The sequence below is a fragment of the Bradyrhizobium sp. WSM4873 genome, assembly GCF_055811355.1.
In genome coordinates this window covers 15,584-37,895 of sequence record NZ_JBVVPS010000027.1, presented here as the reverse complement: position 1 = coordinate 37,895, position 22,312 = coordinate 15,584, and the positions used below count along the sequence as shown (strand labels likewise).

20 protein-coding genes and 1 pseudogene are annotated in these 22,312 nt (G+C 58.0%); 15 read left to right on the top strand and 6 right to left on the bottom strand.

The window, feature by feature from the left end:
* Window positions 1-4 precede the first annotated feature (4 nt).
* The 6 genes from AC0L21_RS28565 (at window position 5) to AC0L21_RS28540 (ending at window position 4,804) form a co-directional block, all read left to right on the top strand.
* Entirely contained in the window at window positions 5-1,405 is a 1,401-nt protein-coding gene (locus tag AC0L21_RS28565; RefSeq protein ID WP_473265005.1) for an aminotransferase, read from the top strand.
* Window positions 1,406-2,387: 982 nt separating this feature from the next.
* A complete protein-coding gene (locus AC0L21_RS28560; protein ID WP_473265004.1) occupies window positions 2,388-2,654 on the top strand; it encodes a transposase in 267 nt (88 codons plus the stop codon).
* A 230-nt stretch (window positions 2,655-2,884) separates the two neighbouring features.
* Window positions 2,885-3,136, top strand: a complete 252-nt coding sequence (gene tnpB / locus AC0L21_RS28555; RefSeq protein WP_473265003.1) for an IS66 family insertion sequence element accessory protein TnpB — start codon at window positions 2,885-2,887, stop codon at window positions 3,134-3,136.
* An 85-nt stretch (window positions 3,137-3,221) separates the two neighbouring features.
* Window positions 3,222-4,343 carry an IS66 family transposase gene (gene tnpC, locus AC0L21_RS28550; RefSeq protein ID WP_473265002.1) on the top strand — a complete coding sequence of 374 codons (1,122 nt, stop codon included), beginning with the start codon at window positions 3,222-3,224 and terminating at the stop codon, window positions 4,341-4,343.
* Complete coding sequence (locus tag AC0L21_RS28545) at window positions 4,327-4,473, top strand: IS66 family transposase (protein ID WP_473265048.1); 147 nt, start codon at window positions 4,327-4,329, stop codon at window positions 4,471-4,473. Before tnpC (AC0L21_RS28550) ends, AC0L21_RS28545 begins: the two co-directional genes overlap by 17 nt.
* A gap of 25 nt (window positions 4,474-4,498) precedes the next feature.
* Window positions 4,499-4,804, top strand: a complete 306-nt coding sequence (locus AC0L21_RS28540) for a transposase domain-containing protein (RefSeq protein WP_473265047.1) — start codon at window positions 4,499-4,501, stop codon at window positions 4,802-4,804.
* Window positions 4,805-5,090: 286 nt separating this feature from the next.
* On the opposite strand, the gene AC0L21_RS28535 is transcribed toward AC0L21_RS28540, so the two are convergent.
* On the bottom strand, window positions 5,091-5,486 hold the full coding sequence (locus AC0L21_RS28535) for an aspartate/glutamate racemase family protein (protein WP_473265001.1): 396 nt from the start codon (window positions 5,484-5,486) through the stop codon (window positions 5,091-5,093).
* Between the two features lie 763 nt (window positions 5,487-6,249).
* On the opposite strand from AC0L21_RS28535, the gene AC0L21_RS28530 reads away from it, so the two are divergent.
* A complete protein-coding gene (locus AC0L21_RS28530; RefSeq protein ID WP_473265000.1) occupies window positions 6,250-7,311 on the top strand; it encodes an alpha/beta hydrolase family protein in 1,062 nt (353 codons plus the stop codon).
* A gap of 412 nt (window positions 7,312-7,723) precedes the next feature.
* Here AC0L21_RS28530 and AC0L21_RS28525 read toward each other — a convergent pair whose 3' ends face one another.
* Window positions 7,724-8,206, bottom strand: a complete 483-nt coding sequence (locus AC0L21_RS28525) for a MarR family winged helix-turn-helix transcriptional regulator (protein ID WP_473264999.1) — start codon at window positions 8,204-8,206, stop codon at window positions 7,724-7,726.
* A gap of 468 nt (window positions 8,207-8,674) precedes the next feature.
* Here AC0L21_RS28525 and AC0L21_RS28520 point away from each other — a divergent pair, with 468 nt between their 5' ends.
* From AC0L21_RS28520 to AC0L21_RS28500, 5 genes are all read left to right on the top strand, one after another.
* Complete coding sequence (locus tag AC0L21_RS28520; RefSeq protein ID WP_473264998.1) at window positions 8,675-10,210, top strand: porin; 1,536 nt, start codon at window positions 8,675-8,677, stop codon at window positions 10,208-10,210.
* Window positions 10,211-10,865: 655 nt separating this feature from the next.
* Complete coding sequence (gene tnpA, locus AC0L21_RS28515; protein WP_473264997.1) at window positions 10,866-11,288, top strand: IS66-like element accessory protein TnpA; 423 nt, start codon at window positions 10,866-10,868, stop codon at window positions 11,286-11,288.
* Window positions 11,282-11,635, top strand: coding sequence for an IS66 family insertion sequence element accessory protein TnpB (gene tnpB / locus AC0L21_RS28510; protein WP_473264996.1), 354 nt, complete (start codon window positions 11,282-11,284; stop codon window positions 11,633-11,635). The genes tnpA and tnpB (AC0L21_RS28510) overlap by 7 nt, the downstream gene beginning before the upstream one ends.
* Before the next feature lie 51 nt (window positions 11,636-11,686).
* Window positions 11,687-13,252, top strand: a complete 1,566-nt coding sequence (gene tnpC / locus AC0L21_RS28505) for an IS66 family transposase (RefSeq protein ID WP_473264995.1) — start codon at window positions 11,687-11,689, stop codon at window positions 13,250-13,252.
* Window positions 13,249-13,851 carry a plasmid pRiA4b ORF-3 family protein gene (locus AC0L21_RS28500; protein ID WP_473264994.1) on the top strand — a complete coding sequence of 201 codons (603 nt, stop codon included), beginning with the start codon at window positions 13,249-13,251 and terminating at the stop codon, window positions 13,849-13,851. Before tnpC (AC0L21_RS28505) ends, AC0L21_RS28500 begins: the two co-directional genes overlap by 4 nt.
* Before the next feature lie 541 nt (window positions 13,852-14,392).
* Here AC0L21_RS28500 and istB read toward each other — a convergent pair.
* From istB to AC0L21_RS28480, 4 genes and pseudogenes are all read right to left on the bottom strand, one after another.
* Window positions 14,393-15,144 (bottom strand): annotated as a pseudogene (gene istB / locus AC0L21_RS28495) (IS21-like element helper ATPase IstB).
* 14 nt (window positions 15,145-15,158) lie between these two features.
* Window positions 15,159-15,350, bottom strand: a complete 192-nt coding sequence (locus tag AC0L21_RS28490) for a hypothetical protein (RefSeq protein ID WP_473264993.1) — start codon at window positions 15,348-15,350, stop codon at window positions 15,159-15,161.
* A 493-nt stretch (window positions 15,351-15,843) separates the two neighbouring features.
* Window positions 15,844-17,013 carry a M24 family metallopeptidase gene (locus tag AC0L21_RS28485; protein WP_473264992.1) on the bottom strand — a complete coding sequence of 390 codons (1,170 nt, stop codon included), beginning with the start codon at window positions 17,011-17,013 and terminating at the stop codon, window positions 15,844-15,846.
* A gap of 177 nt (window positions 17,014-17,190) precedes the next feature.
* On the bottom strand, window positions 17,191-18,483 hold the full coding sequence (locus tag AC0L21_RS28480; protein WP_473264991.1) for a M20 family metallopeptidase: 1,293 nt from the start codon (window positions 18,481-18,483) through the stop codon (window positions 17,191-17,193).
* A gap of 1,014 nt (window positions 18,484-19,497) precedes the next feature.
* Between AC0L21_RS28480 and AC0L21_RS28475 the strand changes: the two genes are divergently transcribed.
* From AC0L21_RS28475 to AC0L21_RS28465, 3 genes are read left to right on the top strand one after another with little or no spacing between them, the layout of a single operon-like run.
* Complete coding sequence (locus tag AC0L21_RS28475) at window positions 19,498-20,379, top strand: ABC transporter permease (RefSeq protein WP_473264990.1); 882 nt, start codon at window positions 19,498-19,500, stop codon at window positions 20,377-20,379.
* Window positions 20,369-21,169 (top strand): ABC transporter permease, encoded by an 801-nt coding sequence (locus tag AC0L21_RS28470; protein WP_473264989.1) that lies wholly within the window; start codon window positions 20,369-20,371, stop codon window positions 21,167-21,169. The genes AC0L21_RS28475 and AC0L21_RS28470 overlap by 11 nt, the downstream gene beginning before the upstream one ends.
* Window positions 21,170-21,177: 8 nt before the next feature.
* On the top strand, window positions 21,178-22,269 hold the full coding sequence (locus tag AC0L21_RS28465) for an ABC transporter ATP-binding protein (protein ID WP_473264988.1): 1,092 nt from the start codon (window positions 21,178-21,180) through the stop codon (window positions 22,267-22,269).
* Window positions 22,270-22,312 lie beyond the last annotated feature (43 nt).

The following is a 22,312-nucleotide window of genomic DNA, read 5'->3' as shown; positions in this document are numbered from 1 at the left end:
TGACATGATTGATATCAAGGCCATCGCTGAACGAGATCGCTCGAGTGTTCTGCATCCTTTCACTCAGCTCAAGGACTTCGCGAGCGGCAAGATGGGTGATCCCACGATCGTTACGGGCGGCAAAGGTATTCGCATAAGCGACGCCGAGGGTCGAAACTACATCGACGGCTTTGCGGGGCTGTACTGCGTCAACATCGGTTACGGTCGGACCGAAGTCGCAGAAGCTATTGCGCGGCAGGCATATCAATTGGCTTACTACCACACGTATGCGGCGCACACGACGGAAGAGTTGGCAAGTCTTTCGGATCGTCTCGTGCGGATGGCACCGGGCAAGCCAAGCAAGGTGTTCTATGGGCTGTCCGGATCGGACGCTAACGAAACGCAAGCAAAGCTCGTCTGGTACTACAACAATCTACGCGGTCAGCCCAGGAAGAAGAAGATTATCTCGCGCGAGCGAGGTTACCATGGTTGCTCGGTTATTTCTGGTTCGATGACCGGTATGTCATTTTACCACGCTCACATGGATCTTCCTTTCCCTGGTATTCTGCACACGGGAACGCCGCATCATTATTGGGGTGCTGAGCCGGGCGAGACGGAAGAGGCCTTTTCTCGCCGGCGTGCAGCGGAGCTTGAACAGCTAATCTTGCGAGAGGGTCCAGAGACAGTCGGCGGCTTCATCGCAGAGCCGGTGCTCGGCACGGGCGGTATTACGCCGCCTCCTGCTGGGTACTGGCAAGAAATCCAAACGGTGCTCAGTCGCTACGACATTCTTCTGATCGCTGACGAGGTCATCTGTGGATTCGGTCGAACCGGTGCCGACTTCGGCAGCACACTCTACGGGATCGAGCCAGATCTGGTGACTGTGGCCAAGGGGCTGACCTCCGGATACGTACCACTCTCTGCCGCCATCGTCGGTGAGAAAGTGTACAAGGTCATGGAAGAAGGAGCCGATCGCGTTGGAGCTTTCTCGCATGGATATACGTATTCCGGCCATCCAATTGCGGCCGCAGCTGCAAATGCAGTGCTCGACATTGTGGAGAAAGAGGCGCTAAGCGACCGAGCCAAGACCGTCGGCGCGCACTTGCAGAGACGGCTTAAGGAGCGTTTTGCGCAGCTCGAGATCGTTGGTGAAGTCAGAGGCGTGGGCTTGCTCGGCGCTGTGGAATTCGTCGCGGATCGTCAGACCAAACGGAGATTTGATCCGGAGCTAAAAGTAGGTGCTCGCATTTCAAAGGCTGCCCGTGATCTAGGACTTATCGCGCGAGCGATGCCGCACGGAGACATACTCGGTTTTGCCCCACCGCTCGTTGTGTCCGAGGCAGAGATCGATGAAATAGTTGATCTTGCATATCAGGCGACCAAGCAGGTAATGGACGAACTTACAAAGGAATCGGGTCTGTCTTGAGAGGTGGGCAGCATGTGCTGCATGAGCGTCGTCGGGAACTTACTAGTAGCGCCAGGCGTCAGACATGAGAACGGAAGCGCAGCCGAGACGTAAAACTGGTTAATGACTGCAGCAAGAAGCATAAACGCCTGCGCGGCGTTGCGCGTTAAGCGTCGCGCCAACATATCGACGCACTGGCCCCATTGGATCCGCTGACCACCGTCACTTCGCGATCGCATCTGCTGCACTTCGAAAAGTCGATGTGATCGTCATTTTTGCAGCGAATTCCTGGTTACTTAGCGAGTGGGGGACATGATAGGCTCGTCACCCACGCGGATGGCTCGCTTTTATTCGTTCGATCCGACGCAGCTGCTAATGAGGGTCGATTCCGGCGAGTGATCTTCACCTCGGCTGCAATCGTCTCCAGGCCACATTCGATTGACCGAAGGTCGTTTCCGGCAAGGTTCACAAACCATCTGGATTTGACGGTGTGTGCGCTTCACCGACCTGATATGGTTCGCCGCGCTTTCGAATGGCTTCAGACCAGCCGGGGGTGCAGCGCGGCGTCACAGCTTGGGTTCGAGCAGCCTGTGACAAACTGCGGCGCTCAATGTCACGAACTGAATGTGCGCGCCCGGGGCGACAGCCCTCTCTTAATCGTCTTGACGCGGGATGCGACGGTCGAGGGCCGCCTGTGCTTCGCGCGTATAAATGGTCTATTTCCGCGTCGAGTGAGCGCGTGCGATTGGAATGGCGCTGCCGTCTATCGGCATGCATCTGGGCAGCCGCAAGGCGAAGTCCGCCGGGTGCGGGAAAGCCGGATGCACGGTTCTGTGAGGACAAAGCAGTCACTTAGCTAATTGACGAAGATCGCGAACTAAATGCCCCATCTTGCAGGCGGAACGACATCATCATTAGATCCGTGAGGTATTCCTCCGTTGAGCCGCCTTGTTTGACGGACGCGAACGCTGCAGGTCCTAGGGGTAATCCTAGGAGAAGCGCTATGACGATTTCGAGGGCGGAGGTGATCACATCGGTCGAGCGGCGGCGCCGGTGGTCGCAGGATGAGAAGGAACGGCTTGTTGCAGCATCGCTCGAGCCCGGAGCCTGCGTTTCCGAGGTGGCTCGCATGGCTGGCCTTCATGTAAGCCAGCTGTTCAGGTGGCTCAAAGAGCTTTGCAAGCGCGCTGAAGCGAGTATAGCGCGCCGTTGGTGCCGGTCGAGATTGGGTCGTCTGTGCCGCCGCGGGCGGTGGCCGAAGCGCCATTGACGACGACGGCGGCCCGTCGACGGAAGAGCCATGGCATCATCGAGATCGACCTTGGTAGCGGGCACCGCATCCGGGTCGATGGCGACGTTGATGGAGACGCCCTGCGTCGGGTTCTCGAGGCTCTGGTGCGCCGATGATTCCGGTTCCGACGGGCGCGCGCGTGTGGCTTGCGCCAGGCTACACGGACATGCGCCGAGGCTTTTCCGACGCTGGCACTCCAGGCGCAGGAGGTGCTGCGCAAGGACCCGCTCAGCGGTCATCTGTTTGTCTTCCGCGGTCGCCGAAGCGATGTTGTGAAGGTGATCTGGCACGATGGCCAGGGAGCATGCCTGTTTACCAAAAGACTGGAGAGAGGGCGGTTCATCTGGCCTTCGCTTGCCGGCGAAGCAGTGACGATCTCTCCGGCGCAGATGAGCTACCTGTTGTCCGGAATCGATTGGCGCAACCCGCAAGAAGCCCAGCGTCCGACGCGGATCGGATAGCCGTTTTGGGTTTGAATCTGCTGCTTGATCTGATTCAATGGCTTCATGATATCGAAGCCGGACGGACTTCCATCGGACCTTGTGAGTGCCCTGGCGGCGCTGCAGGCCGAGCGTAAGGCGCGGCTGCTCGCCGAGGCGGTGGCTGCCAGTGCGCGGGCGGTCGGACAACGCGGCGCTGATTGCGTATCTCGAGCTGCGGATCGAGAAGCTCAAGCGCGAACTGTACGGGCAGCGCTCCGAGCGCACGGCGCGTCTGATCGAACAATTGGAATTGGAACTCGAAGAACTCGCCACCACGGCGAGCGAGGATGAGCTTGCCGCGCGGGCCGCCGCGGCGAAAACCCAGAGCGTGCGCGCCTTCACGCGCAAGCGGCCGGTGCGCAAGCCCTGGCCGGACGACATCGAACGCGAGCGAGTCGTCATTGAGGCGCCAACGACCTGCGCCTGTTGCGGTGGGGCGCGCCTTGCGAAGCTGGGCGAGGATGTAACCGAGACGCTGGAGGAGATCCCGCGCCGGTTCAAGGTCATCGAGACAGTGCGCGAGAAGTTCACCTGCCGCGATTGCGAGAAGATCAGCCAGCCGCCGGCGCCGTTCCACGCGACGCCGCGCGGCTTCATCGGCCCACAATTGCTGGCGACGATTCTGTTCGACAAGTTCGGCATGCACATCCCGCTCAATCGGCAGAGTGCGCGCTTTAAGGCCGAGGGGATCGACCTGCCATTGTCGACGCTGGCCGACCAGGTCGGCCATGGGACCTTCGCCGTGATGCCGCTCTTCCACTTGATCGAACGCCATGTGCTTGCTGCCGAGCGCCTGCATGGCGACGACACCACCATCCGCGTCCTGGCGAAGGGCAAGTGCAAGACCGGTCGGATCTGGACATATGTGCGGGATGACCGGCCCTTCGCCGGGCCAGCGCCACCGGCGGCGGTCTGTTACGCCTCGAGCGACCGTCGAGGCGAGCATCCCCAGAAGCATCTGGCCGCCTTCGCCGCTATCCTGCAAGCCGATTGCTACAATGGCTTCGAGCCGCTGTTCGATCCGCAGAAGAAGATGCTGCGATTACGCCGGCGTTTTGCTTCGCCCATGCGCGGCGGGGCTTCTTCGAACTGGCCGACATCGAGAAGAATGCCCGGGAAGGCCACAGGGGCAAACCGGTCTCCCCGATCGCGCTGGTGGCGGTCGGCGTCTGGACGCCCTGTTTGAGATCAAGCGCGCCATCAACGGCCGCAGTGCCGACGAGCGGCGTGCCGTGCGCCAGGAGAGAAGCAAGCCGCTGCTCGACGACATGCACACCTGGCTGCTGCGCGAGCGAGAAACCCCTCCGAGGTTCTGAAGCCCATGAATTACATGCTCAGGCGCTGGGCCGACTTTGCCCGCTTCTCGACGACGGCAGGATCTGCCTCAGCAACAACGCCGCCGAAAGAGCGTTGCGCGGCATCGCCTTGGGAAGGCGCAATTGGACCTTCGCCGGCAGCCTGCGCGGCGCTCACCGCGCCGCCATCATGCTGACGATGATCACCACCTGTCGTCTTAACGATGTCGATCCCAAAGCCTGGCTCTCCGACGTCCTCGCCCGGATCGCCGATCTTCCCGCTTCGCGTCTGCACGAACTTCTGCCCTGGGAATGGAAGCTCCCGCGCCAAGCCGACGACCCCAACGATTAGCAAGCTGCCTAACCTTCACGCAGCGCCATCATAGCCGACCCGGCCCGCGCGCGCATGCGTCAATCTGGCGGCCTTCGTCGTATGCGTACTCCGTGAGGAGCTTGCTTTCGGGTACATCCGAAGAGCGATTGAGGAAACCTGAAGTGAGTATCCGATCCGCTTTGGAACGGCAGGGAGGTTCTAAACTGGCCTCAAGAAAAGGCGGGCTGAAACCTTCACTAAAGATAAACAGCGGTGCTCTTGTTCGCAAAGATTCAGTGAACGGTCGTCCCGTATAATAAAGGGTTCAAGAAACCGATGCGATCATCAGACGGCAGAGATCGGTGATATCGTAGACGGGTAACTTGACCCTACGGCGGATCGCTGCCGCTACCATCGGGAATGCAGCGCACTCGAACAAGATGGTCGCGATTTCAGGATAGGCGTCGCGAAGACTTTCGATCCGTGCACCAACATCAGTCTCGATTGACGTGACATCGATCGGCGGCGGTGGACGCTTCAACTCATCGTGCCAGAACTTACCGCCTTCAATCCCGCCGATGACAATCCTCGCCCGCTCGCCTGGATCATCGACGCCGAGCAACTCTTCGCCACAATGCGTCGAATCGTACGTTAATATACCGATCTTGGCGCCCGGGGGGACTTGACGGAGCAACGTCGGCAAAAGAAGCAAACTCGACATTGCTACCGGTACATCCACAGACGCGGCTACTGCTTGCTGGTGTCTGATCGAGAACCCGCAGGTGGAACTTATCGCTACGGCCCCGCGCTCGACCAACCGTCGAGCCGCGGCGACGTAAGCCGGCTCAAGCCCCGGATCGCCGCGGACGACGTTCTCAACCCAAGCTCCTGCGACAGTTTCTGCAATAACTGGAAAGTTAAAGGTAGACGGATTCAATAAAGAGCCCGGGCGCCGCGGTGGCAGCGAGGCGCCGGCTGGCACTCCTCTCTCCAGGTTGAGAATTCCAATCAACCGTCCGCTCTGCGATGCCATGGCGAAAGGATACCCAGAATCGAGGTTTGGTATTCTGCAAATTCGCCGATCTAAATCGAGAAATTCTGCGCTAGCATTGAAGAGTGTTTCGGTGCGCGGGACCGGATACCAATTTTCGCTTTTCGTGCTGCGCCTCAAGGTTCGTCAACTCGCATCCAAAGCGATCATCCTGCCACTTGAACCGAAGCCCATAGTAGATTGCCCGCTGAGGTCTGAGTGGCCGACTTACAAATAAAAGCCACGCATTTCGGCGGTAACTTGCAGGATTTCGTACGCACGAATGATCACATTGGGGAATTTCACCTCCGGGGAACCCATATCGTATGTTTGGAAGTCAGAGTCTAAGAGCAGCTTTCTTTCGGCAGACTCTCCTTTTGGATCACTACTCGAACGGCTGCGACTTGCTCAGTAACCGCGAGCGATAGGTGGGGGTATAGCCAGGGGGCACCGGATGGATTGCGCTACGTGGCCTGTTGTCCTAGGCGATTTGGCGTCCACAAGGTGCGATGCCGCAGCTTTCCTGGACAGTCTGCAATTTGTTGACGTGCAGAATGCCAGTCATTGGCAGCACTGGGGCACAAGATGGTCAAAACTCGGAGATGCTCAGTCGCTTCACGGCGAGCTAAATGCCGAAAAAGGAGAGACAGATCAGGCTCGGGAAGCCTGGCTCTGTGCTCTAACCGCGTTTGAAGTTGCTAGACGACTAATTGGTGAAGACGATCCAGACGCTAAGCAGATTTCAGCGAAGATCGACGGTGGAGTTCAACGGCTCGGATCAGCGCTAGAGCAGAATATTGAGCGGGTGCAAATCGCACGGTGGGATCAATCCGAAATCTCAGCATACTACGTGCCTCCCAGCAATCGCGAATTCTGCGCCCCCGCAGTTATTTGCGTCAGCAGAGAGGAAGAGAGGGCGCAGACGTTGCTTGGAAGGCTCTTGCCTCTCGTGGTCGGACGAGGCATTTCGATCCTCGTTGTTTCTCATGATGACGTCTCAGATCATGCCCGCGATTTGTCGAACCTGTTCTTATCTAGCTGCATGGATTTCTTGTCGGTTCAGCCCAAGGTCGATGCTGCCCGTGTTGGCGTCTACGGTGAGGGGCTGTCCGCTGTTTTAGCTACTGATTTTGCGCGGTCAGATTCCCGTGTTGCTGCAGCGGTTTGTGACGGTGGGCTTTGGAATCGGACTCGGCTACTCGCATCAATCGGCTGGATGACGAGAACTGCTGGATCCGACAACCACTTGGTTTGTACGCGTCGCAGGGAAATGGTGTGGCATTTGAAATGCCCGGTTCTCGTGATCGCTGGTGGGCGCAGCGTTGTCAGCGTGTCGGAGGCGATCAGACTTCAAAATGATTGCGAGGGCGCGCAGGTCGACCTCGAAGTGACGATGCCGCGGATGAGCGCCTTCCCACTACGCGAGATCGAAAACTTCCCAAGTTCTGACGACTGCATCTTTCGATGGCTGGATCGCAAGCTCGCGAACAGTTCGCAGCGGTCTCTACAAGCTTAGGTCCATTGAACAGTCGATGCCGATCGTCATCTAGTGGAATTGTGGGAAGCGACACATGACTTGCTCGCGAGCGCAAACCTTGCGATGAACGAGATCGCCATCATTGCCGTAGTGCAGTCCACGCTTTGTAACATCAGTTCACCGATTGGATCGGGAATTCAGCAGCTCGCGGCCACTTTGGTAACGCAGGACAGATGCTGATAGAGGCGGGAATATCAAGATTGCATCGCTGTCGAGGATGTGCCGAGGTTGATCGCTGCATTGGTCCGGCTCTGCAACGCCAGCCTTCCGAATGTCATAGGCGAGAGCGCGGCGGCGAGATCCGCATCACGTCAATGACCAAATCCGGCGATTTTACCAACAAGTCTCACGTCGCGGGAGGCTTTAATTGTTAAGGCGATCGAATCGCGGCCTACAAGACGCCGATACTCAGCTTCTGAGATGCCAAGCGGCTATTCTTAGCGAGCAAGGACAGCCGCTTGTTGAGATAGTCAATGGTCGTTTGGTCCACCCCTTCAAGTATCGTAGCGTTGAGGGCTTTTCTCTTAACCGACAGCTTTGCGATCTCCGCTCGCGCCGTGTCCGTGAGAGACATCTGTATGAATCGTGCGTCGTCGGGCGATGTCGGGCGGGCTAGAAACTCCATGGTCTCCAATCTTTTCGTCTGACTGGTAACAAACGGCGGATGAAAGCCCAGTTTGTTTGCAACTGCAGTTCCAGAAACACCGCTCCCCTCATCGAGCTCGCTAATAGCCATCAGGATCAACCACTGCGCTTCAGTGATTCCGAGCATTTTAGCCCAGCTCTTATGGATCTCTTCGAGTTGTGAGTGGATCTCCACGATGTTCCAGATGAAGTCCCTTACGGCCTTATCGGATTGTTCGGCTTCAGCCATTTTTGTTGTTCAACCTTTTCGCTGGTGCTGGCGGCCGCGCCGCAAGGCGTCGTGAACGGTACCTACCCTTCTTAAGTAGCCTGAAGAGCCCCGCGATAGTACATAGGCGTCAGTCAAAATATAATTATAGTGTGTAATTATTTTAATGCAGTAAGATCTCTGGATCATCGGCCTCCTGCGACGATCACGGTCGAGATCTCCAAGAGAGGCTCCCGTAGCTGCCCATCCGGGGGCGCAACTGCATGTTGGCTGACCCATTGTTGTCAGGTGTTGCCTGCTAGCAACACAATGCCGCCAAACAGAAATTCTAGAAATTAATGCATGGAAATAATTAACTTGGATGTTAGACAGGGATCGACAGCGAGGGGGCACCTCGAAGTCGTTCCGTCAAGCGGCCGCCCCAAGGGCGAGGTTAGCGAGCGGTTCTTTGAAGGACGGAAACGAGTTTTCCAATTTGGAGGTTCACCCATGAAAGTGATGAAGAGCCTTATTCTAGGTTCTGCCGCGATGTTCGCGGGCGCGGGGGCTCAGGCAGCCGATCTTCCCGTCAAGGCCAAGGCAGTCGAGTACGTGAAGATCTGCTCATTGTACGGTGCCGGATTCTATTACGTCCCCGGAAGTGACACCTGCATCAAGATGGGTGGTTACCTACGCGCCAATGTAGGGCTAGGTGCGCAGGGCCTGTGGGTCGCGCCCACCGCCGGTCTCGGTGGCGCGCACGATCGCCTCAGCAACTACTATACTTCGCAATCTCGTTTTGACCTCAACGTCGACACGCGCACCGCGACCGAATACGGTCTCGTTCGCACATACGCTGAATTAGCCTTTACCTGGACCGCGGGCGGCTACAATGGGACGGGCTCTACTGCGATCAACGGTGCGACCAGCTATTCCGGAAACGCGACTGGCGCCTCGGGCAGTGGCGCGATCTCGGGTGGCTCGATGGCTGTTTACTACGCGTTCATCCAATTCGCCGGTTTCACCTTCGGTAGAGCGCAGTCACAGTTCTCCTCTCCGTGGACGAACTACCCGGCGAATAGCTACGATGGTTTGCCGGGCGGTGGCGGGTGGGAGGCTGTCAATCAGGTTGCCTACACTGCGGATTTTGGGCAGGGCATCACGGCTAGCTTCTCGGCCGAGGATCAGGTCGTCCGCAACACGACGAATATCTGGAACGTGAGTGGCGCAACCGCCGCAGGTCTAGCAGCTGGCTCGTACGGTGCTGGCGACATCGGCGGATCGCGGGCTCCAGACCTCGTTGCGATGCTTCGGGTTGACCAGGCTTGGGGCCTTTTCCAAGCGTCGGTCGCCGCGCATGATAATCACGCTGGTTACTATGGTGTTGACGAAACGACGGGTCATCCTGGCGACAAGTGGGGCTGGGCTGGACAGTTGGCCTTGTCGATCAAGAACATCCCGACCGGACCGGGCGATACCATCAACGTCCAAGGTGTCTATACCAACGGCGCGTCGGGCTACAACTTCCAGCCCTATGCGCCCTACACTTTCGCTCTGTACAGGGGTGCCGGGGGCGCCGGAGCCTACCAGAGCGTCGGCCTCGCGGGGGTCTCTGACTCTGTCTTCGTTGCTGGCGCTGGTCAGCAATTGACTACGACTTACGGCTTCAACGGCGGTTATACCCACAATTGGAACGCAAATTGGAACACCTCAATTTTCGGTGGGTGGGCCGCTGTAAGGTATAACAACACGGCCAAAGGTTACGTCTGCGGCGCGTTTGTGACCGCGCTCGCTCTGTCAAGCGGCGTTGGCGGTTGCAACCCTGACTTCAACTATTCGGTCGTAGGTACCGCCACCCGTTGGAACCCCGTGAAAAACCTGACGTTCTCGGCAGAGCTCGCGTACGTCATGCTCGACCAGAAGTATGCAAGCGGAAGCACTGTGACGCTGCCGGTCCAAGCAGGTATTGCAAAGCCCGGGGCTGCGTATGAGCTGAAGAATCAGAACAGTCTGGCGCTGCTGCTCCGCGCAACGCGAAACTGGTAAGTTTTCAGTCTAACTAGCAGAAGGAGAAACGTAGCGGCTTTTAGACCTAAGTTACCTCCAAGAAGGCCTCCGGCATGCCCGCCGGGGGCCTTTTATCTATGCAATGCCGTGCTAGCCCCTGTCCTTAGTTGAGCAAGATGAAAGCCGAGCCAACGCGAACATTTCTGCCGAGCTTGGCGTCGGGCCTTGTGCTGGCGCCAAAGTCCCTGAGTTCTTGGAGAAGAGCTCGGCAAGGTTGCGCTAGAGGGGCAATCGCACGGCAGTAGGATCGCGCGGCACGGATGAAAAGGCACGACCGGGGCGATTTGCCTGTCGGAGAATTGGCGGCATAGGCCTAACCGCCTATCAAGGCCGCTCGATCGGATCGGATTTCTTGAGCAGCGCCTCTCAAAACGTAGCGCGCGCATCGGCGGGCCGTCGCAAAGTCGGTCACCCGTGAATCACTCATTTCCGTGGTTGGAAACTCTTGAGAGTTCTGTGAAGTCGCAGGGTAAGCCCAGTCTCGCGCTGTGGCGCAAGTGGTGACCTCTAGAAGCCGGATTGAACGAGCCGCTGGCAAGTCCGAGCGTAAGCGGGGCTGCGAGGCCCATCAGATTGTTTGTGCGTAGACCTATGAGCGCCGTTAGAAGAGTCATCTTCTGCAAGGGTGCTCACAATGGACGACCATTCGGACGACATAAGACGACCGTTGTCACCGCGCATAGAAGTGTACGCCGGCGGCGGCCGGAAACAGTGGCCAGATGATTTGAAGGCGCAGATCGTCGCGGACAGTCTCGAGCCGGGCGCGATCGTAACAGATGTCGCACGTCGCCATGGCTGCCGGGCCCAGCAGGTGCATGACTGGCGGCGCCGGGCGCGTTCAGGTCAACTTGTGCTGCCAGCTGCGGGGGGAGCACTGTCGTTTGTGCCGTTGGTGTCGGAATCGGCGCTACCGGCGGCCGCAGAGCCCACCGGGTCGCCGGAAGCAGCCGTTGTGACGGTTGAGCTCCAGGGGGCACGAGTTGAGGTGCGAGGGACGCCTGGCCTTGCTGTGTTGAGTGATGTGTTCTTGGCGCTTCGACGGACACGTTCATGCTGACGCCGCCCGCGAGCCTCATGATTTACGTGGCGACGCAACCTGTGGACTTCAGAAAAGGTGCGGAGGGCTTGGCGCTCTTGGCGAAGGAGACGCTGGGCCATGATCCGATGAAGGGCGTGGCGGTGGTCTTCCGTGCGAAGCGCGCCGACCGTGTGAAGATTGTCGTCTGGGATGGCACCGGCCTAGTGATGTACTGGAAGCGGCTCGATGGCGGCGGCTTCAAATGGCCTCCCATCGTGGCCGGCGTGATGCGGATGAACGCCGCGCAGTTATCCGCGCTTCTGGCCGGCATGGATTGGACGCGCATGCACGCGCCTCGGATATCGCAACCGAAAGCACTTGCGTAGGGAATAAGATCTTCGCTGCATCGAGGCGCGAAGCATGGCAGACTCGGGCCAATGAGTGATTTGCCTGATGAGCTGCCGAGCGATCCAGCCGAGTTGCGTGTCTTTGCCGCGGCTCTGCTGGATCGCTGCGCCAGGCTCGAGCGGTTGCTCAAGCTTGCGAAAGATGCGCAGTTCGGTCGATCGTCGGAAAAGCTGGACGCTGATCAGTTACAGCTTGTTCTGGAGGACATCGAAGAGGCGGTCGCAGCTCTCGAAGCAGCCGAGGATCGCGTCAATCCCAGAACCTCCGAGAAGAGAGCGGCCGAGCGTAGAACCAACCGTGGTCAGCTTCCGGAGCATTTGCCGCGCATCGTCGAGACCCTGATGCCCGCTGCAACCTGCTGTCCGTCCTGCAAAGGCGATCTCTTTGAGATCGGCCACGATGAGAGCCAGAGGCTGGACGTCGTGCCGGCGCAGTATCGCGTCATCGTCACCCGCCGGCCCAAGCTGGCCTGCCGCGCCTGTCATGGCGTCGTCCTCCAGCACGCCGCGCCCGAGCGACTGATCAGGGGCGGATTGCCTACCGAGCGACTGGTCGCGCATGTCATCGATGCCAAGTATCATTGGCATTTGCCGCTTTACCGCCAGGCGCAGATGCTGGCGACGCACGGGATAGCGCTGGACCGTTCCACGCTCGCCTTCTGGGTCGGCTATGCCGCCCAGGAATTGAAGCCCCTGTGGCATCGTCTGGGCCAGCTTTTGCTGGCCTCCTCGAAGCTCTGTGTCGATGAGACCCCGGCGCCGGTGCTGGATCCGGGGCGCGGCAGGACCAAGACCGGCTACTTCTGGGCGCTGTCACGCGATGACAGGCCCTGGGCCGGACCTGACCCACCTGGCGTGGTTTACGCCTATGCACCGGGCCGTGGGGCCGTTCATGGCTTGCGGCTGCTCGAGGGCTATCGCGGCATCATCCACTGCGACGGCTATCAGGCTTACAAGACGATGACCCGAGAGACGCGTGCGGACGCCTTGTCCGGGACGCTCGCCTTCTGCTGGTCGCATCTGCGGCGCCAGTTTGTGAAGATCGAGCGGGAGGCTGCGCCGGCGCCAGCTCCGGTTGCCCGCGAGGCCCTCGAGCGCATCGCCCAGCTTTACGCGGTCGAGAAGGCACTCCGCGGCCGATCTGCGGACGAGCGCCGCGCGGGGCGACAAGCGCATGCCCGGCCTCTGGCTACAGCCTTGAAGCAATGGTTTGAGGCCAGGCTTAATCACCTTGCGCAGAAGAGCGACACGGCTAAGGCCTTGCGTTACGCGCTGCGTCATTGGGATGGTCTGACACTCTACCTTGATGACGGGCGCATCGAGATGGACACGAATGCTGTCGAGCGTGCGATGCGGCCAATCAAGCTCAATGCCAAGAACTCCCTTTTTGCCGGTTGCGACGAAGGTGCCGAGAATTGGGCATTGCTGGCTTCGCTCATTGAGACCTGTAAGCTCAATGGAGTCAGTGCCGAGCACTGGCTCGCTGGCGTTCTCGCCAAGCTCGTCAATGGTTGGCCTGCGGCGCGACTAGACGAACTGCTTCCCTGGGCGTCGACCTATACGATGCATACACACGATCCGAGGCTGGCGGCATGAGCCTGAACACGACCGCGGTCCGGATCAAGGTGGCCCTCAAGGATGTGAAGCCGGAGGTGATGCGTCGCCTTGTCGTACCCGTCACCCTGCGCCTTGATCGGTTGCATCTGACGCTTCAGGAGGCATTCGGCTGGACGAACAGTCACCTCTTCGAGTTCTTCGCTGGTGAGGCACATTGGGGGATTCCCGACCCCGACAATGATTACGGCCACCAGCCCATGGATGCCCGTAAAGCACGGCTTTGCGATATCGTTCGAGAGACCGGCGCCAAGACGATCCACTATCTCTATGACTTCGGCGACAGCTGGGATCACGTGATCAAGCTCGAAAAATGGTTCGACAACACCACGACGGAGGGCATGCCCTTCCTGCTCGAGGCCGCCGGTCGTTGTCCTCCGGAAGACGTCGGTGGTGCGCCAGGCTATGCCGAATACCTCGACGCCATCAGCGACCCTGCTCATCCGGAGCACGAAAATATGCGCCGCTGGGGCCCGGAGCGGTTCGATCCCAACGTGATCGACCGGAAGGCCCTCGAGGCCGCCGTCAACGCGTTGTCCGACACATGGAAACCGCGGCGACGCGCCACGCGGACAAAATAAGCGTCAAGCGCCAATCAAAAGGGCCGCAGCGCTACGCTTACGTCCGAGCCGACACGGGCAAAATTCAAGGCCGATGCTCGTCGACGATGGGTCGGGTGGGCGGAAAAGTCAATGACGGTTGTGGGCGCGAGATGAAGGGCAACGGCCTTCAACAAGTGCGACGGAATTGCAGAAGTCTCCCGGCATGGCCCCTCGGTTGTGTCCAGATGCTGTTCATGCTTGATCCAAAGCATTGCCTGCCCAGCGTATCAAGCTTGCTGGTACTCCAACGGCGTCATCACCGGGTGCTATGTGATCCCCGATTCAAGCTCGTAGCCTCAGGGCGGCCAAGCAAGGCTGGCGCGACGCTCTCCTCTTGGAGCGTTCCGCGATAGGGAAATGGGGGCAGATTCCCGCGATCGACGCGATGATGACTGTGGATTCCGACGAAGCCGGCCATGCATTCCAATTCGAAGCCGGCCGGGTATTCCGATCTGAAGCCGGCCACCCGTGGCGTCGTTCGCATGGGTCAATTTCATGATGTCGTTGAGGGCTGGGAAGGTCAAGAGGCCGGTTGATCTTGAGCGGTTTGCTTCTGCTTTCTGAGGCTCTCTCCTTTGAGTTCGATGCGGTAGGCATTGTGGACGAGGCGATCGAGGATCGCGTCGGCGATGGTGGGGTTTCCGATGATTTAGTACCAGCGATCGACGGGCAGCTGGCTGGTGACGATAATCGAGCGGGATTCGTATCGATCCCCGACGATTTCGAGCAAATCACGGCGTTGGTCGGCGTCGAGAGGTTCTGGTCCCCAGTCGTCCAGGATCAGCAGATCGAGTCGTGCGATAGCGCGCAGCATCTTGGTGTAACGGCCATCGGCGCGGCCGAGTGCGAGCGCGGCGAAGAGACGCGGTACACGATGGTAGGCAACGGAGAAGTCGTCTCGGCAAACCTTGTTGCCAAGGCGCAAGCGAGCCAGCTCTTGCCGACGCCGCACGGCCCGGTAACAAGGAGATTATGTCGTGCCCGGATCCAGTCGCCGGCGGCGAGTTTTAGAAAGAGCGCGCGGTCGAGGCCGCGGATAGCGCGGTAATCGACATCCTCGACGCAGGCGGCATGGCGCAGCTTGGCGGCTCGAGCTCTGGTTTCGAACCGCTTTTGCTGGCGCAGCGTTTTCTCGTGTTCGAGGAGCAACGCCAACCATTCAGCGTGTTCGAGGCTGCGCGCTTCGGACTGGGCATCGAGGTCCTTGAAGCCTTTGGCCATACCGTGGAGACCGAGGCTATGCAGCAGGTCGAGGGTGGGATGGGTGAGCATGCTGGGTAATCCTTTCAATGGAAGTAACCGGGGCCGCGCAGATTGGGATGTTCGATGATCGCGTCCTCGGTGTCGTGAGATCCGCGTTCGAGCTTGTTGGCGATGATGGAGGCGATGCTCTTGTAGGTCAGCGCGCGGACCGCAACCGCGCGGGCCGCGATCAGCTCGGCCCGTTCGGGATCAATATCCTTGAACAGCCGAAGCACGCCCAGGCAGGTCCGGAATCCCTGTTCGGGATGAGGCCGATTGGCCAGGATGGCGAGGACGAGCCCCTCGGTGTTGGGCCCGATTGACCGCCCCCAACGCCGGAATCGATCGGGAGTCCACTCGGCATAACGCCGATGCGCACTGGGCATGTGATCGGGGTCAGTGCCGTGCCGGCGGCCACCATAACGGCGCTGGTGAGCCGCAACACGCAAACCCCGATGGACTGCCGGTACGAACCGTCCTGGTTTTCCGGATTTGGCTTAAGCCTAGGGGGAACAATCGAGCGAGAGGTCGCCCGGTCAAGGGCTTCAGCTCCAGACAGGAGACATCATTCCCGCGGATCATGATTAAAGCTGCTCTATAGCGCGTGTCACCGACAGCACGCAGCTCATCGGCAACATGTTTAAGCGCTTTTGCGACGCCCGCGCTTAGTTAACGGACAACCAGACTGCCTGCATGACGGATAGCATTGCTGTGAAGGCTAGTTTAGAATTAAATCTCGAACAGCTCGCGCGGCAACTTCGTAAATGGTTCCCCGCCAGCGTCAGTGACGCGAAACGTTTCGCTGATTACGTAACCGACATCTTCATTGATCCAGTTTCCGAGCATGAGGTGAAACGTCATGTTTGGCTGGAGGACCGTCATATCACCTTCCTTCAGGCTCGCCGTCGGTTCCGTCCAGTCGATACCGACGGCATAGCCACACCGCGATTCCTTCTCAAAACCATGCTTCTTCAGCGTGGCATTGAAGGCCACGGCGATGTCGCTGCACGTGCTACCCGTCTTGGCGGCAGCAAGGGCAGCCTCCAATCCTGCTATCTCTCCGTCATGCAGACGCCGTAGATGGTCCGCTGGCCTGCCGATGGACATCGTGCGCATCAATGGAGACGTATAGCCGTGGCGTACGCCGCTGAATTCGAGGTTGATCTGCGATCCCTGTCGGAAGATGTCCTCAGTCCAGCGAATATGGCACGTGGACGTACGAGGCGTCGAGCACATGAAAAAGCTCGCGATATCCGTCCCTGGCTTTCCATTAGCGCCACGCACTAGCGTTGCAATAATCTCTGCGGCTGCGTCAGCTTCACGCAGCCCGGGTCGAATGACTTCCTTCGCTTTGAGCATCCCAGCGTCACTAATGGCGGCGGCTTCACGCATCATTGCGATTTCGAGATCCGACTTCAGACCCCGAATCCAGGTAACCGCGTTCGTGCAATCGACAATTCTCGCTTCGGCCGCTCGGTGCCTGAACTTCTCAATAGTCAAGGAGGGCACGAATTTCGCTTCGAGCCCGATCCTTCTATTGCCCAAACCCTTGTCCAAAAGGAAGTCGATGATTGCATCGTATCCATCCCGATCGGGGTTAGCGATGAGCGCTTCCGGGTAGCCGATTACTCGGCTACGATCGATGAACATCTGATGAATTGCCGCTGGTCCGTCCATGCGACGTGTAATGAAGGTCGGCTCTTCATCTTCTAAAAGCACGAGTAGGCCTTGAGGCACATATCCCGACTTTGATGTGTAACCCGAAAGATAGGTAATGTTGGCAGGTGTCGTAACCACCAGCGCGTCGATCTCTCGCCGCTTCATTTCCAATTTCACTTCAGTTAATCTTCGCAGATATTCGGATCGGGGGAACGCCTGCGAGCTCTTGGGGATTGCCATAGGTTCAACTCCTTCCGTGAGGGCTTGGCCGTGCTAGCTTTGTTTTGACCAGCCAATAAGGTTAGTGCAGCAGATCAGGAACGCTCGGCGGAATTCCCATTCGCCGCGGGCGTGTCGAGCCGAGCGCCATCCCTTCCGAAGCGCTTCCCTTGTGGTGGAAATGAACACCCGATGCCATCACGAATTCAGCATTGCCAAGCAGTAGCGGATCGTGAGTTCCGTAGTTGGAACGAGCAAGTTATCGGACGCCCCGAAAGTCGGCGTGTGCGCGCCAGACTCATTGCCGCGTTCCTCGCTGCCAAACCAGAAATAAATCGAAGGCACGCAGGCGGAATAGAAACCGAAGTCATCGCTGCCGCCGCCGGCGATCGGAGACTTCTTGTCAGAAAACTTATCTTCGCCCACCGTTTCAACGACGAGCCGCCGAAACCGTTCAACCATTTCAGCATCATTGATGACAGGCGGCTCGCCAAGCTTATAGGAAAATTCTGCTTTGCCTCGATGCATGGCCGCCACGCCTTCGGCAATCTCTCGAACGCGCTGAACCAAAAGCGTTCGACGCTCTGCACCGCTCGTTCTGATTGTCCCTGTCATGCAGACGGAGGGGCAGATGATGTTTGTCGCCTCCCCTCCAGCGATCGTACCAATCGTGATGATCGCTCCATCGTCGAAGGGCATCTCCCGTGATACGATCTTTTGCACTTCGTTGATAAATGCCCCTGCCATCGCAATTGCGTCCACGCCGGCGTGCGGCTTAGCCCCATGAGCCATGGTCCCGATCAATTTCAGCTCGAATTGGTCGGCCGACTTGGTCACTGCGCCAGTGCGTGCGCCATACATTCCCGCAGGCAAATCAGTTTTCACGTGAAAGCCGACGGCAGCGTCAAACCCTCGGAGTAGCCCGTCCTCAGCAACTGAACGGCCACCCAGCGGCTCTGCCTCCTCAGAAGGCTGAAAAAACACGCGAAGCTTGCCAGAAAACCTCGCGCGAATCCTATGGAATGCGAGGGCGGTGCCCAATGCGATCGACGCGTGCATATCGTGTCCACAGGCATGCATAACGCCCGGAACTTGCGAACGATATGGCAAATCGTCTCGAGCTTCCTGGATTGGCAATGCATCGATGTCGCCGCGGATAGCGATGGAACGCTGCGGTCCAGGGGCCAATCCCTGAATGTCAACGTAAAGACCGGTCTTGTGAAATGTCTTGGGGCTGTTAAGTCCGAAACTTTCCAGAGTTTCACGGATCCGTTGCTGAGTCTTCCATTCGTCGTTTGAAAGCTCGGGCTCGCAATGCATGGCACGACGCGTCTCGATTATGGCGTCCTGTTCGGAGGCGGAAAGCAAGCTGTTCGCGATTGTTTCCATGGTGATCTGCCGCTGTATCGAGCTAAAGGCCACTTTTTCAATAGCAGACCGAGATCGAGAGATCGCATCGACGGGCAGGCGGATGGCGCAGAAAAGCTGCAATATTACCCGTGACCATGCGCTTTTTCGGAAACATTCGAGGCCGTTGCGCCAGCCGACAGATCAGTGCATCGGAAAATCCTCACCGCTTTTACCCCATTAACTGAAGTGCGGATCGAATACGACGGTGCGCCGATGTTGCCGCGGAGGCGATGCTATCCCGCAAGCTCGGGGTTCCTGACTTCTCAGGTCTTGGTAATGCCAGGTCTTTGTCATTCTCTCTCCCATGGGCGGTCCCATGCACGAATGGCTTCTCGGTCGATCGGCCTATCAGAGCGCTCCTGTCCTGCGTCCCGTCGATCATTTTGGTTCGACAGCCGTGCTCCCGGAAACGACGCGTTAGTCCATATGTAGATACGCGGAGCCTATGACGATGTTGTCATTCCCATGACGGAGTTCACCGTCAGATACACATTCTCGATTTACCGAACTCGAAGAGTTCGGGAGGTGGTACCAAAGAACGTTGATGCAGATCGCTTTCGCTCAGATGCACTGCGCATAGCCAATGCCGAACCCATTCCAATGATTATCTCGGCGGAGCGGTGCTGGTTTGTGCGTCTCCGGCTAACCTGCACCGACATATGGCGGACTTGACGCCCTAGGCGTCTAAACAGTCAGATCCGCGCCACGACTCGCATGATGTGCAACTGGCCGCGTCGGGCTTCAAAACGTACAAACACCTCGCCGAAAGCTTTTCCGCCCTGGCGGGCTCGCGCGTGCCGATCTCCCCGGAGAACCGAGAGGACGAGTGATTGGCCGTGAAGGCTTGGTCACCGCCAGCCAACGGGCGCTCAAAGTGTAATTTATGCCGAAATTCGGCTAGCTCCTCGGAGCAGGCGCAGTAATTCTGTGTCAAATAGGGCAAGTTTACATGTTTCCATCGCCTCGTCGAGCTACCTTTCGACGATCGGAGATCGGGTGACATTATTCCAAAGAAGCGCGTTAGAGTTTCCCGCCGATTTTCCGTCGGGCGGATGACGAATCGAGTCTGGGTCAACAATTTCTTCGGTGAAAGCGATGAGCTCGTCTACAGCTGAATCGGAAGCTGAGAAAAGAACCTGGATGCTATTCTTGGCGCCGGCATTGCTCACCCTGATCGTTTTTCTGGTCATTCCGGCTGGCATCGTCCTGCGAATTAGCTTTTTTCCCGGCAGCACAACAATAGGCGCGGAAGGCTACTCGCTCGCTCAGTACGGGAAAGTCTTCGGAAACTCGCTCTACCTATCGGTGCTTGGGGAAACAGTGAGCTACGCAGTCATTGTTTGTCTTGGATGCTTAGTCCTTGGCTTTCCTGTCGGTTATTCTCTCGCGCGCCACCCTCCATATCAGCGTCGCCTGCGAATGCTAATGGTGATCGTACCCCTCACCTTGAGTCTGGTGATTGTTGTGTTTGGCTGGTTGGTGCTCCTGGGCCGACAAGGGCTCGTGAACAATATCCTCATATGGTTGGGAATTATCTCCAGTCCGCAGCAGCTATTGTTCAATCGCACAGCTGTCGTAGTCGTTCTAATTCAGCAATTCCTTCCATTCATGATCCTTTCGGTGATGAATGTTGTTATGCAAATAGATCCCGTTCTCGAGCAGGCGTCGACGAGTCTGCGTGCAAGTCGCGCGCGTACGTTCATAAAAGTGATTATCCCTCTCTCAACCCCAGGAATAATGGCAGGATTGTCTCTGATCTTCGTCATGGCCGTTTCTGCTTTTGTCACTCCCCGGCTAGTTGGTGGACCTCGTGCGCAAATGATTGGCGGCTTTGTTTATGATCAAATCCTCAGCACATCGAACTGGCCATTTGGAGCCGCGATGGCCTTCATTCTGTTCGCTATAGGGTTCGGACTCATGGCAGCCCTGAATGCCACCATCATCCGCCCTCTCACGAGAGGCCTTCATGTTCGATGATATTATGGATCGACTTCTAGCGGGGGCCGGCGGGTTTCTTCGCGCGTTTGTATACCTTACACTGATACTTCCTGCGGTTATCGTCGTCGCGACTTCTTTTACATCGGGCGACGCGATGCGATTTCCGCCGACTGGCTTCTCCCTCCGTTGGTACTACGCGTTCTGGGAGAGTTCACTTTTCATCGACTCGCTGAGTCTAAGTCTGAAAGTGGCCGCGCTCGCGACAGTGCTATCCCTTCTGTTTGGTTTCGCGGCAGCATTCGGGATCGAGCGACACAACTTTCGGGGGCGAGGGCTCATACGAGGTTTCATGCTTTCTCCGCTGCTGATCCCAGCCGTGGTCCTCGGCTTGGGATTGATGCAAATGCAAGTCTGGATTGGCATAAGTCAAACGTTCCTTGGCTTGCTCGTTGGACACGTGGTCGTGACGCTGCCTTACGTAGTCCGCACGCTGTCTGCGAGTATGGTTTTATTCGATAAAGATCTGGAGCAGGCCGCAATGAGTCTGCGTGCAACGCCCGTGACCGTTCTAAGGACAGTGACGATCCCGCTTCTTGTGCCTGGTATCATTTCCGCCGGTGTGTTCGCGTTTGTTACGTCATTCGGAAATGTGAACCTCTCAGTATTTTTAGGCGCCGGAGGTAATGTCACGCTTCCCGTACAGGTACTGGCTTATGTTGAGCAAACAGTCGACCCGCTCGTTGCCGCCGTATCCTCGGTCGTGATCGTCTTCACATTGCTAGCCATCTTGATTGCCGATCGTATCTCGGGCCCAAGGTCTGTCGTCTAGGAAGTAACATGCAAATACTTGCTCAAGATGCACTTGCGCCCGAATTGCAACGCGAACCGGTCGTTTCCTTTCGAAATATTAGGAAGGACTACGGCGCAATCACGATTGTACCCGACTTTTCGCTTGAAATCCGCCGTGGCGAGTTGGTGTGTCTTCTCGGCCCGTCCGGGTGCGGCAAGACGACGAGCCTACGGATGTTGGCTGGGTTTGTCTCGCCAACGAGCGGAGATATCCTGATCGACGGCCGAAGTGTGACGCACGTTCCAGCCTATAGACGCGACGTTGGCATTGTCTTCCAAAACTATGCGCTTTTTCCACATATGACTGTGGCCAAAAACGTGGAGTATGGGCTGGTGAATATCGGCATGAAGAAGCAGGAACGGCTGAGCCGCGTTCAGGACATGCTCCACCGGGTGGAGCTGCAGCATGTCGCCGGCCGCTACCCGCGTGAGCTTTCCGGAGGCCAGCAGCAACGCGTCGCGCTTGCCCGGGCACTCGCCCTTCAGCCGAAGGTTCTCCTACTAGACGAACCCTTCTCCAATCTAGATGCGCAGCTTCGCGTACGTCTTCGGGAGGATCTCCACAACCTCATCCGTAGCCTTGAAACGACTACTCTTTTTGTAACCCACGATCAGGATGAGGCGCTCACACTAGCCGACCGCATCGTCGTCATGAACAAGGGCGCGGTCGAGCAGATCGGAAGCCCAGAGGAGATTTACGACGCTCCAGCTACGCGATTCGTGGCTGAGTTCATCGGACAATGCTCTCTGTTGGACGGACAGATCCTCGAAGGAGGCGAATTCAAAGCTGATGACGGATTGTGTTTGCTAAACTCGGGCCACGCAGCAGGAAAGGCCACCGCGGTCATTCGGCCGGAGAATGTCAAGAAGGCGCATGAGTTGCCTCGGCAAACGGCTCATCGCGCGACGATCGAGGCGAGTAACTATCATGGCTCCCTTACCCGGCTCCAGCTTCGCCTAGATGGCTGCAAACTGATCATGGATACCCAATTTCCCGTCGGCCAAAAGCCAAAGCCTGGCGAGCAGATCGATGTATCCATTGATCCAGCAGGCGTCCGATTTGTGCCTCGAGTCCAATGATCAAGAGCGCCAACTTGCGAAGTGCAGCCAAGTTTTGAATGAA